This is a genomic window from Phenylobacterium sp. (genome assembly GCF_031412415.1).
Taxonomy (GTDB): domain Bacteria; phylum Pseudomonadota; class Alphaproteobacteria; order Caulobacterales; family Caulobacteraceae; genus Phenylobacterium.
Genome location: NZ_JANOCX010000233.1, coordinates 1 through 14,363 on the forward strand (window position 1 = coordinate 1; position 14,363 = coordinate 14,363).

The 14,363-nt window shown below is 68.6% G+C and carries 13 protein-coding genes and 1 pseudogene; 3 read left to right on the top strand and 11 right to left on the bottom strand.

From position 1 onward, the window contains the following. Positions 1–201 precede the first annotated feature (201 nt). From RMO04_RS11550 to RMO04_RS11570, 5 genes and pseudogenes are all read right to left on the bottom strand, one after another. On the bottom strand, positions 202–399 hold the full coding sequence (locus RMO04_RS11550; protein ID WP_309644226.1) for a hypothetical protein: 198 nt from the start codon (positions 397–399) through the stop codon (positions 202–204). Between the two features lie 675 nt (positions 400–1,074). Next, positions 1,075–1,284 (bottom strand): annotated as a pseudogene (locus tag RMO04_RS11555) (DUF4167 domain-containing protein); the annotation flags it as partial. A gap of 243 nt (positions 1,285–1,527) precedes the next feature. Continuing rightward, positions 1,528–2,397: a peptide chain release factor N(5)-glutamine methyltransferase gene (gene prmC / locus RMO04_RS11560; RefSeq protein WP_309644933.1), complete on the bottom strand. Its 870-nt coding sequence runs from the start codon at positions 2,395–2,397 to the stop codon at positions 1,528–1,530. Further along, on the bottom strand, positions 2,394–3,164 hold the full coding sequence (locus tag RMO04_RS11565; RefSeq protein WP_309644934.1) for an MOSC domain-containing protein: 771 nt from the start codon (positions 3,162–3,164) through the stop codon (positions 2,394–2,396). The genes prmC and RMO04_RS11565 overlap by 4 nt, the downstream gene beginning before the upstream one ends. Positions 3,165–3,213: 49 nt before the next feature. Beyond that, positions 3,214–4,539, bottom strand: a complete 1,326-nt coding sequence (locus RMO04_RS11570; protein WP_309644935.1) for a serine aminopeptidase domain-containing protein — start codon at positions 4,537–4,539, stop codon at positions 3,214–3,216. 129 nt (positions 4,540–4,668) lie between these two features. Here RMO04_RS11570 and RMO04_RS11575 point away from each other — a divergent pair, with 129 nt between their 5' ends. Next, positions 4,669–5,880, top strand: coding sequence for a YihY/virulence factor BrkB family protein (locus RMO04_RS11575; RefSeq protein WP_309644936.1), 1,212 nt, complete (start codon positions 4,669–4,671; stop codon positions 5,878–5,880). Here RMO04_RS11575 and prfA read toward each other — a convergent pair. From prfA to ispG, 4 genes are all read right to left on the bottom strand, one after another. After that, on the bottom strand, positions 5,838–6,914 hold the full coding sequence (gene prfA, locus RMO04_RS11580; protein WP_309644937.1) for a peptide chain release factor 1: 1,077 nt from the start codon (positions 6,912–6,914) through the stop codon (positions 5,838–5,840). The genes RMO04_RS11575 and prfA overlap by 43 nt on opposite strands. Positions 6,915–7,039: 125 nt before the next feature. Beyond that, the gene (locus tag RMO04_RS11585) at positions 7,040–7,333 is read right to left on the bottom strand and encodes a hypothetical protein (protein ID WP_309644938.1); all 294 of its coding nucleotides are present in this window, start codon (positions 7,331–7,333) and stop codon (positions 7,040–7,042) included. A gap of 102 nt (positions 7,334–7,435) precedes the next feature. Continuing rightward, entirely contained in the window at positions 7,436–7,891 is a 456-nt protein-coding gene (locus tag RMO04_RS11590; RefSeq protein WP_309644939.1) for a hypothetical protein, read from the bottom strand. 72 nt (positions 7,892–7,963) lie between these two features. Beyond that, a complete protein-coding gene (gene ispG, locus RMO04_RS11595) occupies positions 7,964–9,106 on the bottom strand; it encodes a flavodoxin-dependent (E)-4-hydroxy-3-methylbut-2-enyl-diphosphate synthase (protein ID WP_309644940.1) in 1,143 nt (380 codons plus the stop codon). Positions 9,107–9,267: 161 nt separating this feature from the next. On the opposite strand from ispG, the gene RMO04_RS11600 reads away from it, so the two are divergent. Then, a complete protein-coding gene (locus tag RMO04_RS11600; protein WP_309644941.1) occupies positions 9,268–9,699 on the top strand; it encodes a nuclear transport factor 2 family protein in 432 nt (143 codons plus the stop codon). A gap of 15 nt (positions 9,700–9,714) precedes the next feature. Here RMO04_RS11600 and RMO04_RS11605 read toward each other — a convergent pair whose 3' ends face one another. Together RMO04_RS11605 and ptsP are read right to left on the bottom strand one after the other, a co-directional pair. Next, the gene (locus RMO04_RS11605; RefSeq protein WP_309644942.1) at positions 9,715–10,632 is read right to left on the bottom strand and encodes a RodZ domain-containing protein; all 918 of its coding nucleotides are present in this window, start codon (positions 10,630–10,632) and stop codon (positions 9,715–9,717) included. A gap of 319 nt (positions 10,633–10,951) precedes the next feature. Continuing rightward, on the bottom strand, positions 10,952–13,219 hold the full coding sequence (ptsP, locus tag RMO04_RS11610) for a phosphoenolpyruvate--protein phosphotransferase (RefSeq protein ID WP_309644943.1): 2,268 nt from the start codon (positions 13,217–13,219) through the stop codon (positions 10,952–10,954). 267 nt (positions 13,220–13,486) lie between these two features. Here ptsP and RMO04_RS11615 point away from each other — a divergent pair, with 267 nt between their 5' ends. Continuing rightward, positions 13,487–14,278 (top strand): DUF2189 domain-containing protein, encoded by a 792-nt coding sequence (locus RMO04_RS11615; RefSeq protein WP_309644944.1) that lies wholly within the window; start codon positions 13,487–13,489, stop codon positions 14,276–14,278. Positions 14,279–14,363: the final 85 nt, after the last annotated feature.

A 14,363-nucleotide genomic window follows, 5' to 3' on the forward strand; every position in this document is an offset into this window, starting at 1 on the left:
ACTGACAAGGGCCTGAAGATCTTCGCCGACGCCCGGAACATCAACGACGCCGAGGCTCGGGAGCACGCCTCGTTCCTGAAGGACCTGGCGCCCCTGCCGGGCCGCAGCTTCCGGATCGGCGCTGGCTACACGTTCTAAAAAAAAGGACGCCCGCCGATCAGGGCGGGCGTCCTCCTAGCTCTCAATTTCTAGGCGCTCGGCCTAGGCGTCCTCGGTCTCGCTGGAGGCGGGGCCTTCGCCGCCCTCGAAGCTGCGCGGAGCCCGGCGGCGCTTGGCCTTGGGTTTCTCCTCGCCGGCCGCCTCTTCGGCCACCGCCTTGGGCGCGGCGGCTCGCGGAAGCTTCGGAGCCTTCAGGAAGGCGGGCGCATGGCTTTCGCCGCCGTCGTCGTCGCGCAGCACGGGCGACGCCTGTTCCTCGCGGACGACCAGCGGGGAGGCCTTGGGCTCGACAACCGCCAGGGGGTCGCGTTCCGGACGATCGCGATCACGGTCGAAACGCTCGCGGCGGGGGCGGTCGTCCTGCGCGGCGCGGTCTTCGCGAGGACGTTCGTCACGGGGCCGGTCATCGCGGGGCCTATCATCACGGGGCCTGTCATCGCGAGGACGTTCGTCGCGGGGGCGATCGTCGGTGCGCGCCGGACGGTCGTCGCGCTGCTGCCCCTGACCTTCGCCCCGGGGGCGGTCGTCGCGGTCGCGCCAGCGGTCGCGGCCGCGATTCTGACCTTGGCCTTCGAAACGGTCGTTGCGCGGGCGGTCATCGCGAGGACGATCGTCCCGCTGGCGGTCATCGCGGGGCCGCTCGTCGCGCGGCCGTTCATCACGGGGACGCTCTTCGCGCCAGCGCTCGCGCGGCTGTTGACCCTCGCCTTCGCCGCCCTCGGGGTTGTCGCTCTCGGCCTCGGCGGCCGCGGCGTCCGCGGCTGCGGCGGCCTGGGCCCCGCTCTCATCTTCGAAATCGATGTCGAACCCGGAGGTGATGTTGTCGCGGCCCAGGATATCGCTGGCCGGACGGGTGGGCTGCATGGCGCGCACGACCCGGAAGTAGTGCTCGGCATGCTGCAGGTAGTTCTCAGCCAGAACCCGGTCGCCGCCGGTGGATGCGTCGCGGGCGAGCTGTTGGTATTTCTCGAAAACATGCTGGGCGTTGCCGCGCACCTTCGCGCCTTCCGGACCGTTCGAATCGAACGCTCGGTTGGCGTTTTGCTGCTGTGGCTTACCGCCACCACCACCGCCGCCGCCGCGATTGCGGCCGCGCTGGCGCTTCATACCCTTGAAATCTCTCATTCTTTGTGATCATCCCGCTGCGCTCCGGCTATGCCGACGGCGCGCGGTCTATCCTCTCGCCTTGGATCGGGCGCCATCGCCCGAAATCCGTGTTGAAGACGTGTGTGTTCCCCGTCGTCCGCCCTGACTTTTAGGCGCGTGACACGCAGATCGGCGCGCCTGCCGTAGCGGTTGTCCGTCCTGGTTTCTCAGAACGTCCGGAACCCGGCGAATTGGGTGGAGACAGGAGAAAGACTTAGCGATTCAAGCCGAGGTTTCCAAGGGGTTTTTCGTGCCGACCACAACGCGGTCGTTCAGGGAGAGGTCCTTGATGGTCCAGACGTCTCTTCCGCCGGCTTCGGTGAACAGAGCTTCGACGGCGTCTTTCTGGTCGTAGCCGATCTCCACGGCGAACATGCCGCCTGGCTTAAGCACCCGCAGGATCTCCGGCGCCAGGCGCCGGTAATGCTCCAGGCCGTCAGGTCCGCCGTCCAGGGCGATGCGCGGCTCGTGGTCCTTGACCTCGGGCTCGAGGGTCTCGATCACGCCGGAGGCGATGTAGGGCGGATTGGAGACCACCACGTCGAAGCTCGCGTCACCCAGGCCAGCCGTCCAGTCGCCGCGCAGCAGGGCGAGGCGGTCGGCCAGGCCCAGATTGGCGGCGTTCTCGCGGGCCACGGCCAAGGCTTCGGACGACACGTCGACGCCGAGACCCTTGGCGGCGGAGCGTTCGGCCAGGATCGAGAGGATGATGGCGCCGGAGCCGACGCCCAGGTCCAGGATGTTGAACGCCATCTGCTCGGGCCAGCCCTTGAGCACGTAGTCGACGATCACCTCGGTGTCCGGGCGCGGCGTCAGCACGTCGGGCGTCACCGTCAGCATGATCTTCCAGAAGCCCTTGCGGCCTAGGATGTGGCTGACCGGTTCGCGCCGTTCGCGCCGCGCCAGATAGTCGGTGAGCGTCGCCTCCTGCTCAGGGGTCAGCGGGCGGTAGGGATCGGTGACGATGTCGGCGCGAGAAGCGTCGGCGGCGGCCTCGACCATCAGGCGCGCGTCGATCACCGGGCTGGCCAGGCCCGCGGCGTCGAGCCGCGCCTTGGCGGTCTGCCAGGCCTGCAACAGGTTCAGGGTCATTCCGGCGCTTCCGGTTCGGTGCAAGCGTCGCCGACGGTCAGTCGACCGCCATCGGTGACGTGGACATAGATGCCCAGGTTCATGTGGCCGTAGTTGTCGAACAGCGCCTTGACCACATCCATGTCGCGCTCGGCCGTCGTCGGGTCGACGTGGGTGGCGGCGCAGCGGACGATGGGCTTGTAGACCTTTGCGCGGGCGAACCCCACCATCAGCTCGCGGCCGGCCCATCCATTCTCGACCCAGGCGGGCCAGCCCTCGACATAGACATTGCCGCGGAATCGCATGGGATCGAGGGGCCGCCCAATCTTCGCTTCAAGATCGCGCACCGTGGCCAGGTTGATGATCGAGACGTGGCCGAGGGGGTGGTCCATGAACCGGTGACCAGGAGCCTCGATGACCCGCAAGGGTCCCTGCGCGGCCTCTCCCAGCAGGCCCGCGAGCCAGATGGCGAAGGCGGCCTGACCAGCAGCTTCGGCCATGGGCGCCTCGAAGTCAGGCTGACCCGGCGCCGTGGCGCGCAGGGTGTGGGTCGTCTCGTCATAGGCGGTCCGCGCCATGGCGACCTCCGGGATCGCCGCCAGCACCGCGAATTTCTGCTTGGAGACAAAGGCCGACGCGGCCGGATCGAAGCCCGATGGCCCGTTCTCGACGGCATAGAGCCGATCGCAGGGGAACGGCCCGCCGATCGTCAGGTCGGCGTGATCCAGCCGTTCGGGCGTGAAGCCCTTGACGGGGTGACGATAGAGGGCGGCGATATGACCGGTCATGGCCTCTGGTAGCCGCAACCTTCGCCACAGTTCAAGCGCGCCGCGTCGATCAGCGTCCGGCGCGGTCCGTCAGGCGCAGCGCCGCCCCGTAGCGGCCGGGCAGCTGGCCGGTTTTCGTGAAGTCGATCACCGCGCGGTAGTAGCCGTCAGCGTAGCGGGTGGGTGTCCGCTTGCCGTCCGGGGCGGTCTCGAACTCGACGATGCCGTGATCGGTGTTGGGGTACTCCAGCACCTGGACCGGCCGGCCCTCGCGGGCCAGCATGACCAGCCGGCGTCGGGTCTCGGCGGGCGGCGCCTCGCGGTCGGACCCGGCCAGGATCCAAAGCATCGGCGTATCCAGCGCGCGCAGGACGGGCAGGGGCTCGTAGTCCCACGAGGTTCCCTGGTTGAAGAAGGGCCCGGCGATGCGCCCGGCAGCCTCGGGCGCGGCCAGGATCTGGCCGCTGAACTCGCCCTTGATGTCCTTGAACCAGGGCTCGGCGCCGTAGCGCTTGCGCACGGCGTCCAGTTCGGCCCAGCCGTCGGTGAAGTTGCTGGCCATGACCTTGCCCGTGGCGTCGGTGATCTCGCGCGCCTTGGCCAGCACCTCGGGGCCGTGGCCCTTGTCGGTCAGACCCTGCATGACCTCGCCGCGGTCCTCGGCCAGGGCGCCCTCGGCCAAGCCGAACCGGGCGACGACGAAATCGACCGGGGTGAGCGTCGCGGCCAGCGGCGCGATCCATCCGCCCTGGCTGCCGCCGTCCAGACCGACCCGCCCGGCGCGCTTGCCCGCGAGGCGCCGGGCTTCCTTGACCGCCGCGGCGGCGTCGCGGGCCAGTTGGCGAAAGTCCTGGTTGTAGCGGCCGTCCGACCCACCGGTGCCGCGCTTGTCGTAGACGAAGACCCCCACTCCGTTGGCCGGCCAGATGCGTTGGGTGGAGTTGTTGTCGACGGCCGAATTGCTCTCCGAGCCGTGCACGAGGATGGCGATGGGGACCGGGCCCTCGCCCGGCGGCAGGACCAGTCGGCCGCGCAGGGCGACGCCGTCGCCCTGGAACCGCGTGTCCTGAACCTCGAACCTCAGCTTGCGGCCGGCTTTTCCGGCGAAGGTGATGGTGTCCTGCGCGCAGTCGCCGAAGGTCGCCGTGATCCCATCTGGCCGCTCGGTCCAGCCCAGGCGGCTGGTCCAGACGCCGTCGGCGCCCTTGACGTTCTTGCCGGTGGTTCCGTCCATCCTGCGCCAGCGCATGCCGTCCGTGGTTGGCCCCACATCGACCAGTTGGCCGTCGGCCAGGCGATAGGTCCCGAAGTGGCAGAGGCCGACGGGCTCGGCGGCCATGGCGGCGCCGCCGAAGGCCAGGCCCATGGCCAGGATGATCAAGGTCAGGTGTCTCATGCGGTCACTCCCGAAGAGCGCGGATGAAGGCAAGCCGCGCGCGACTTGTCCAATGACGGATCGGTAAGCCGCCAGGAACGGTGCCGGACCTCGGGTGTTGAGGCTTGAGCGTCGAATGGGAGGCCGAGCTTGGACCGCAGAACCGATCGCGTCGTGCGCCGCGTCGGGTCGTTGGCCTTCCGGGTCGCGCCCTGGATCGCGCTTGTCGCCATGACGGAGCTGTGGCGGCGTCGAGGCTTGCCGCCGCGCCCTGGGATGAGCGTCGAGGCCACCGCCGCGCCGCCAGCCTTCGAAGCCGCCGAGCCAGGACGCGGGCGCCTCGCCCAGGGACCCCATCACATACCGGCGAAGGGTTGGAAGGATATCGCCTGGCGCACCTATCAGGAGATTGGTCGTGACCGACTTCCCTCGGTGGCCGGCGGGGTGACCTTCTATACGCTGTTGGCCCTGTTTCCGGCGATCGGCGTGTTCGTATCGCTATACGGCATCTTCGCCGATCTCGGCGCGGTGCAGCAGCAGTTGAACGAGATGTCGACGGTCTTTCCCCGCGAGGTGGTGAGCATCGTCGGAGACCAAATGGTGCGCCTGGCCCTCCGTCCGCCAGCCTCTCTCTCCGTGGCCTTCCTGGTGAGCCTGCTATTCTCGGTCTGGACGGCGAACGCAGGTATGAAGGCGCTCTTCCACGGCCTGAACATTGCCTATGATGAGGAAGAGAAGCGAAGCGTGGTCCGACTGACGGTGCTCACCTACAGCTTCACCTTCGCCACCCTGGTCTTCCTTGTGGTGATGACCTCGACCCTGGTGGCCGCGCCCGTGGCGTTCGAGCGACTAGGCCTGACCGTCCTGGCCGCGGTCTGGGTCCCGCTGCGCTGGCTGGTTCTCCTAACCATCGCGGCCGGTGGGTTTTCGATCGTCTACCGCTACGCGCCGTGCCGGGCGCGCGCCCGCTGGAGCTGGGTGTCCCTGGGTGGGATCGTGGCTGCCTGTCTGTGGCTGGGCGGGTCCCTGGGATTTTCCTGGTATGTCAACAGCGTAGCCCATTTCGACGCCACCTATGGAGCCCTTGGCGCGGCGATCGGATTCATGATGTGGATCTGGTTCTCGGTGATGGTCGTGCTGATCGGCGCCGAGCTGAACGCCGAGATCGAGCATCAGACGGCGCTGGATTCCACCACGGGTCCCGAACAGGCCATGGGCGCCCGCGGCGCGGCCATGGCCGACACGGTCGGCCTGGCCTTCCACCTGGACATCTCGAAGATCACACAGCAGGCCGGGCGCGTGAGCGGAGCGCTGAAACGTCAGCCGAACTCGTCTTCCAAGGCCGACAACCGCGCGGCCTGATCCTCGGCGATCAACGGGTTGATCACGTCGGCGAGGCCTTCGCCCTCCATGACCTTGGCCAGGTTGTAGAGCGTCAGGTTGATGCGGTGGTCGGTCACGCGGCCCTGCGGGAAATTGTAGGTGCGGATGCGCTCCGAGCGGTCGCCGGAACCTACCTGGGTCTTGCGGGCGTCGGCGCGGGCCGAGTCCAGGGCTTCGCGCTGCTGATCGTAGAGCCGCGCCTGCAGGACCTTCATGGCCCGAGCGCGGTTCTGGTGCTGCGACTTCTCGGAGCTGGTGACCACGATGCCGGTGGGCAGGTGCGTGATCCGCACGGCCGAGTCGGTCTTGTTGACGTGCTGCCCGCCGGCGCCCGACGAGCGATAGGTGTCGATGCGCAGGTCCTGATCGCGGATGTCGATCTCCACGTCCTCGACCTCGGGTAGGACGGCCACGGTGGCGGCCGAGGTGTGGATGCGGCCACCGGCTTCGGTGTCGGGCACCCGCTGAACCCGGTGCACGCCGCTTTCGAACTTCAGCTTGCCGAACACCCCGTCGCCATTGATGGAGGCGATGATTTCCTTGTATCCGCCCACCTCGCCCTCGGAGACGGAGTCGATCTCCACTTTCCAACCCTGGGCCTGGGCGTAGCGCTGGTACATGCGGAACAGGTCGCCCGCGAACAGGGCGGCCTCGTCGCCGCCCGTGCCGGCGCGGACTTCCAGGATGGCCGAGGCGTTCTCGTCCTTGTCCTTGGGGGCCAGCAGCAGGGCGACCTGGCGTTCGAGTTCCGGCAGGCTGTCGTTCAGCGCCTGAAGCTCTTCCTGGGCCAGGCCCGCCATCTCTGGGTCGCCGGCCCGGGCCATCTCCTCCAGCTCCGGCATCTCGTCGCGCGCGCGGGCCACGGCCATGACCGCGTCGGCCACCGGCTTCAGCTCGGCGTGCTCCTTCGAGAGCCTGACGATCTCCGGGCCTTCGGTCGCCGCCCCCATCCGCGCCTCGATCTCGCGGAAGCGGTCGAGCACCTGATCCAGTCTGGCCTGGGGAAGTTGCACGGGGTCTGATCACCGGGGTTGAAAAGAGGAGGCTTCCTCTAGCGCCGTCGCGCCAAGAAGCCAAACAAACGAAAAAAGCCCCCGCCTCGCGACGGGGGCCTTCAACGTCGCTGTCGCGAAGTCGCTTAGGCGCGAACGCCGGTCAGCGGGGCCGACCCGAAGGCGCCCAGCTTCACGTTGCCGCTCATGGTGTCGCCCGACACCGTCGCCGAAAATTCCAGCGTCATGGGCATGGGTTGGGTGATCGAGCTGGACCAGGTCAGCGTGTCACCGCTCACCTTGCCTTCGATCGTCTGCTCACCCATGCGGCCCTTGGTGGAGCCCGTGAAGGTGTCGCCGCTCGTGGTGATGACCGCCTCGACTTCCTGAGCGCCCATGGGCGAATTAATGGTGATCTTCCAGTTGCCGTCCGCGGACATGGTGTCCCTCCCTGATTAGGCGGCGAACCTAAGCAAGCCTTGGCGTCCTGCGCAAGGGTGACGGGGGCGTCATTTTCGTGACAACCCTGCAATCTTCGGACGTCAGGCCGCTTCGCCGAACCGGAAACCCGCGTCGCGCAACGCCGACACCATGGTCACAAGGTCCGTATAGAGCTCGTTCGAGGCGTCCAGCATCTCGGACTGAGTGAACACCGCCGAGGGGACGAGCAGGCCCGCCGAGGTCCGTTCGACCCGCCCCTGTTCGATGAGACGCTCGACATAGTCTCTCAGTATCGGCTCGGGGATGGCCACCAGCCGCCCCAACTCGCCCAGGGTCGCCGGCCGTCGCTGGCTGTCGGGCGGGATGTCGCGCAGCGCAGCGTAGCGGTTGGTCTCGCCGATCAGGTGCTGGCTGTTGATCGTCCAGATGCCGGTGAAGATCAGCAGGGCGATCATGTCGCCGTCGTGCAGGCGGGCCATGGAACTCAGGGTCCGCAGGATCTCGTGGCCCAGGACGCGAACGACGGCGCGACGGTTGTCGGTGGCGGGGGATGTCAAGCGAACGCCTCACTCTACTGATCTTCGAGAGATTAAGCGGCGATCGCCAACAGTCGGTGAAGGGCGGTTGCGCTACTCGGCCGCTGCGAGCGCCAGGTCCTGGGCCTTGGCGAGCTCGGCGGCCTTGGCTTCCACCAGCTCGACGATGTGTTCGACCATCGCCTCGTTGTCCATCTTGTGATGGGCCTTGCCGGCCATGTAGACCATGCCCGCGCCCTTGCCGCCGCCGGTGAAACCGATGTCGGTCATGAGGGCCTCGCCCGGACCGTTCACCACGCAGCCGATGATCGACAGGCTCATGGGCTGGGAGATGTGCGCCAGCCGCGCTTCCAGGGTCTCCACGGTCTTGATCACGTTGAACCCCTGCCGCGCGCAGGACGGGCAGGCGATGATGTTGACGCCCCGATGGCGCAGGCCCAACGATTTCAGGATGTCGAAGCCGACCTTGATCTCCTCGACGGGATCGGCGGCCAGGCTGACCCGGATGGTGTCGCCGATGCCGGCCCAAAGCAGATTGCCCATGCCGATGGCCGACTTCACCGTGCCGTTGCGCAGGGCGCCGGCCTCGGTCACGCCCACATGCAGGGGGCAGTCGATGGCCTCGGCGAGCTGCTGATAGGCGGCCACTGTCATGAAGACGTCCGACGCCTTCACGCTGATCTTGAACTCGTGGAAGTCGTGGTCCTGCAGGATCTTGGCGTGGTCGAGCGCGCTCTGCACCATGGCCTCGGGGCAGGGCTCGCCATAGCGCTCCAACAGGTGCGGCTCCAGGCTGCCGGCGTTGACGCCGATGCGCATGGAGCAGCCATGATCGCGGGCCGCCTGGATGACCTCGCGGACGCGCGCCGCGTTGCCGATATTGCCCGGATTGATCCGCAGGCAGGCCGCGCCCGCCTTGGCGGCCTCGATCCCGCGTTTGTAGTGGAAGTGGATGTCGGCGACGATCGGGACCTTCGAGGCCTTGACGATCGTGCCCAACGCCGCGGTCGAGGCCTCGTCGGGGCACGAGACCCGGACGATGTCGGCGCCGGCCTCCTCCAATTGCCGAATCTGGTCGATGGTCGCCGCGGCGTCGGCCGTCAGCGTGTTGGTCATCGACTGCACGGTGATCGGAGCATCGCCCCCCACCTCGACATTCCCCACCCGGATCTTGCGCGAGGGACGGCGCGCGACGGCGCGCCAGGGACGGAGATGGGTGTGATCTTGTGTGCTCATGGCGTCCGGAAAATAGGGGATTTCGCCGCGATCCCCAAGCCCGCGCGCGCATCGGCGCCGATCAGAAAAAATGCGCCGCGCGAAATGTCGGGGGCTTGGCGGCCCGCCGCGTCCTCGGGGCGACGCCGCGTGGCGTCACGTCCATTCCACAGGAGAGACCCATGACCGACGCCGAACAGATCCGCGACCTGCTGCAGGCCCGCGCCGACGCCCTCCACGCCCGCGACCCGCTCGCCTCCGTCGCCGTCCTCGCCGACGATGTGGTGAGCTACGATCTCGCCCCGCCGCTGGCCCACGCTATCGGCCGCACCCGCGACCGCTCGGGCCTGGAGCAATGGTACGCCACCTGGGCCACGCCGATCGTCTCCGAGGCGTCCGACCAGCACATCGAGGTCTCGGGCGACCTGGCCCTGGCCTATGGCCTCGTCCACATGACCGGCGCCAAGACCGACGGAGAGGTGGTCGACATCTGGTTCCGATCCACGCTCGGCCTGCGCCGGATCGAGGGCGCGTGGAAGATCGTCCACGAGCACGCCTCCACCCCATTCTACATGGACGGCAGCTACCGCGCCGCGACGGACCTCAGGCCCTAGGCGAGGGGCCGGCGTCTAGAGGGCGAGCTTTTCCAGCGAGGCGGTGGTGGCCGGCAGAAGACCCTTGGACTGGCCGCCGACGAACACCTGGACGGCGGTGGGGTCTGAGACCTCCACCGTCAATCCCTTGAGCGCCGGGGCGCGGTAGGCTTCGCCGGCTGAGAGCTGGCGGGCGAAGTAGACGGCGCCGTCACCGCCGCGCACGATCAGCGACGCCGACCTGCGGGCCTGCAGCGTCACCACCGACAGGCCGGGTTCGGCGCCGTAGACCGCGCCACTGGCCACGAAGGCAGGCGCCAATGTCTCGGTTGGCTGGGCCGCCGGAACCGCCGGATTGATCTTGGCCGCCAGCTTCGCCGCCTCCACGGCGTCGGAGGAGCCGCCGGCCGCCGTGGCGTCGGCCAGGCCGGGCGTTTCGTAAGGCGTGGGCGTGGTGGACTCCACCGGCGCGGGCAAGGGCGCGCCGAGGGACACCGGGCCGGACGGCGTGGCCGCCGCCTGGCTGAGCGCCGAGGTCTGCGGCGCCGTATGGGCCGGCTGAGCCTGGTCGCCCATCGCCCGCTGGGCGACGTTCCAAAGGACGATGGCGCCGATCATCAGGGTTCCGACGATCAGGATCAGGGTCAGGCGCGGGTCCTTCTCGTGCCCGACGCCGACGGGCTCGCGCAGGGCGGTGTCGGGCGTCGGTTCATCGAGCTTGAAGCGTTCGACGGCGGCCTCGCCGTCCAGGCCGAGTGCGTTGGCGTAGGCCCGAACATAGCCGATGGTGAAGGGGCGCGACGGGAGCTGCTCCAGCCGCATCTCCTCGATGGCCGCCAGATAGGCCCGGCGAATGCGGGTGGTGTCGGCCAGGGATTCGACGCTCAGCCCGCGCGACTCGCGCACGGCCTTCAGGGCCGCGCCAATATTGGGGCCGCTGTTCAAGCCGGGCATGTGGGATTCAACCGGGCCGGGATCGACAGGCCCATCGCTCCGCAAATGCAGATCTGTAACCCGGCCAGTATCGAGCGGCATGGCTACCCGAAGCCCCTTCTCTCATCCGCGGCCAGAGGCGCGCGAAGACAGCCCGATCTGATGCCACACAGTCTTTAATAGACTGTTGCGACTAGCAGTTTTGGCCACGGAATTCAATGTGCTATTGCGCCGCGGCAAGGCCGCGAGACCTTGCCCCCGGCGCCTCGGCGACCCGACTTTTGAAGGTCGACCCGGATCGAAATTGTGACCAATGGCCAAGCTCGAAGAGCTGATGCTCTCAGATGGCGAGGTACAATTTTCGCGCGAGGGTCTCGATCTCGTTGCGGATCGAGCCTGCAGATCCCTTGATCAGGGCCGAGACGCCGCGGCGGGCCGCCTCGCGATCGCAGGACAGCACCATCTGCTTGACCGGACCGATCCCGGCCGGGGGCATCGAAAGGCGCTCAAACCCAAGCGCCACAAGGACAAACGCCTCCAGCGGCCGCCCCCCCATCTCACCGCAGACCGAGACCGGGGTTCCGGTCTCGGCGCAGGCGCTCTGGATGCTCTCCAGGGCGCGCAAGAAGGGCGGCGACAGCATGTCGTAGCGGTCGGCGACGCGCGGGTTCCCGCGGTCGGCGGCGAACAGGTACTGCATCAGGTCATTGGTGCCGACGCTGACGAAGTCGGTCATGGGCAGCAGGGCGTCTAGATGCCAGATCAGGGCCGGAGCCTCGATCATGGCGCCGACGTCCAGCCGTGACGGCGCCGGGCGGCCGCGGCGCTGGGCCCAGGCCACCTCGTGATCGACCAGGGCGCGGGCGGCGCGGAACTCGTCGACGCTGGCCACCAGCGGGAACATGATCCGCAGCGGCCGGCCGCGCGCCGCGGCGATCAGGGCGCGCAGTTGCAGGCGCAGCAGGGCGGGGCGGTCCAGTCCCATGCGGATGGCGCGCCAGCCCAGGGCGGGGTTCTCCTCGCGCTCGGCCTCCATGTAGGGCAGCACCTTGTCGCCGCCGAGATCCAGGGTGCGGAAGGTGACCGGCATGTCGCCGGCCGCGTCCATCACTCGGCCATACAGGGCCGTCTGGGCGTTGAAGCGCGGCATCTCCTCGGCGACCATGAACTGGAACTCGGTGCGGAACAGGCCGATGCCCTCCGCGCCTGTCTCGCCCAGGATGTCGAGATCGACGTCCAGGCCGGCGTTCATCAGCAGGGTGATCTTGGCGCCGTCGCGGGTGAAGGCCGGCGTGTCGCGAAGTTTGGCGAACTCGGCGCGGCGCTGAAGGCGGACTTCCAAGCGGGCCTTCAACGATTTCACCACGTCGAGGCGCGGGCGCAGATAGGCCTCGCCGGTCTCGGCGTCGACGATGACCGCATCGCCCTCCGACACCCGGTCGCGAAGTCCCGAGAGCCGGCCGACGCAGGGGATGTCCAGGGCGCGCGCCACGATGGCCGCGTGGCTGGCCGAGGAGCCTTCCTCCAGCAGCAGCCCCTTCAGATTGGTGCGGTCGTATTCCAGCAGGTCGGCGGGACCGAGGTTGCGCGCGATCAGGATCGCGTTCTCAGGCAGTTCGCGCGTCGAATGGGCGTCGCCCGACAGGTGGCGCAGCAACCGGTCGGCCAGGTCCTCGAAGTCGTGCAGGCGCTCGCGCAGGTAGGGGTCGCGCGCTTGACCGAGGCGGGCCCGGTGCTCGGACCGCACCCGTTCCACCGCCGCTTCAGCGGTCAGGCCGTTGCGCACCGCGTCCTGCAGGCCGCGGTTCCAGCCGCGGTCGTGGGCGAACATGCGGTAGGTGTCGAGCACCTCATAGGAGACATCGGCCAGCTTGCCGTGTTGTCCGTCCAGCATTTCGTCGATCTGGGCCTGGAGGCTGGAGATGGCGGTCTCGAGCCGCGCCTCCTCGGCCACCACGTCGTCCGCCAGGAGCTGCGAGGGCGCCACCGGCGGCTCGTGCAGCACCGCGACGCCCATCGCCAGGCCGTCGGCGAACTTGGCGCCCTTCAGACGCTCGGGCTTGTGCGGGGCGAGCTCGACGCCCTTCAGTTCGCCCTCGGAGATCAGCTCCCCGCCGGCCACCATCTCGGCCAGGACCATGGCGACGATCTGCAGATCCTCGACCTCGTCGTCGACATAGACCCGCTCGGTGCGGTTCTGCACCACCAGCACGCCGATCGCCCGGCCGCCGCGCAACAGGGGCACGCCCAGGAAGGCGTGGAAGGGGTCTTCGCCGGTTTCCGGGCGATATGAGAAGGCCGGATGGTTCGGCGCGTCAGACAGGTTCAGCGGCCGGCCCAGGCGCATGATCTCGCCCACCAGGCCCTCGCCGGGTTTCAGACGGGTGACGTGGACGGCGGTGGGGTCCAGGCCCTCGGTGGCGAACAGCTCCATGTCGTTGGCGCCGCCGCGCATGTAGAGCGAGCAGACCTCGGCCACCATCGAGCGCGCGATGATGCGCACCACCATGTCCAGGCGTGACTGCGCGGGCCCGCCGCCGGCCAGGGCCTCGCGGATCTGCCGCAGCAGGCTCCGTTGTCCTCGAATGGCGATGCCTGGTGCGGCCATCGGCCCTCACGTCCCTCCCGAAACTCCCGCCCAGCCGGGCGGCTGCGGCCAGCCCGGCCGTCTTGACCGCTCCCTAGCAGCTTTGGACGTCGGAACGGAGACGGAAAAGCGTCGAGTGGACGCAGGAATGTCGCCGGTGGCGCAAGTTTGAGCGCACGGACCGCGGTGCGATGACGCGCTTTGATCTGGCGCAATGCGGCCGGGGCCTTCCGCACCCGACCCTGGGAGCGCCGCGGCGCAACGACGCCGACGTGCGGGGGAGGGACCATGACGTCATCGGGCGGATTGCTGCGGGTGAGGCGTATCGGCATGGCCGCGCCGTTCCGCTGGCTGGGGGGCGCCTGGAAGGATCTCTGGCGCGCCTGGCCGCCCCTGCTGGCCTACGGCCTGGCGCTGACGGCCTTCAGTCTGGGGATGACCCTGAGCTTCGTGGCCACAGGCGGCGCCTTCTGGGTCTTCGCCCTGACCTGCGGCTTTGTCTTCGTGGCGCCCATGCTGGCCATGGGGCTCTACGAGGCCGGCGCCCTGTTGGCCCGTGGCGAGCGCCCGACGCTGGCCCGCATGCTGTTCGTGCCCCGGGCGCTCTCGGCCGACGTCGCCATACTGGGCCTGGCCCTGCTGATGATCTTCTTCTTCTGGCTGCAGATCGCCCAGATCGTCTACGGCCTGTCGACCTGGGTCATCTACCGCACGGTGGAGACCCTGGCGGACTTCGCGCTCTACACGCCGGAAGGCCATCGCATGCTGATCGTCGGCTCCCTGATCGGCGGGGCGCTGGCCTTTCTCACCTATGGCCTGGTGGTGGTCTCGGCCCCCATGCTCCTGGACCGTCGAACCAGCGTCTTCGCCGCCACCATCACCAGCTTCCGCGCCGTGGCCGCCAATTTCGGGCCGATGATCCTCTGGGCCCTGCTGATCGCGGCCCTGACCCTCTCGACCCTCCTCACCGGCTTCCTCGCCCTGGTGATCGTCTTCCCCTGGCTCGGCCTGGCCACCTGGCGCGCCTATGGCGACCTGGTGGAGGCTCCGGACGCGTCCACGGTGGGGCCGGCTCCGTAGCTGTTCACAGACGAGGAGACGGGCAGATGGCCAATGCGTTTGGGCTGGGCGCGGCAATCCTGGGGGGCCTGGGCGCCCTGGTGGG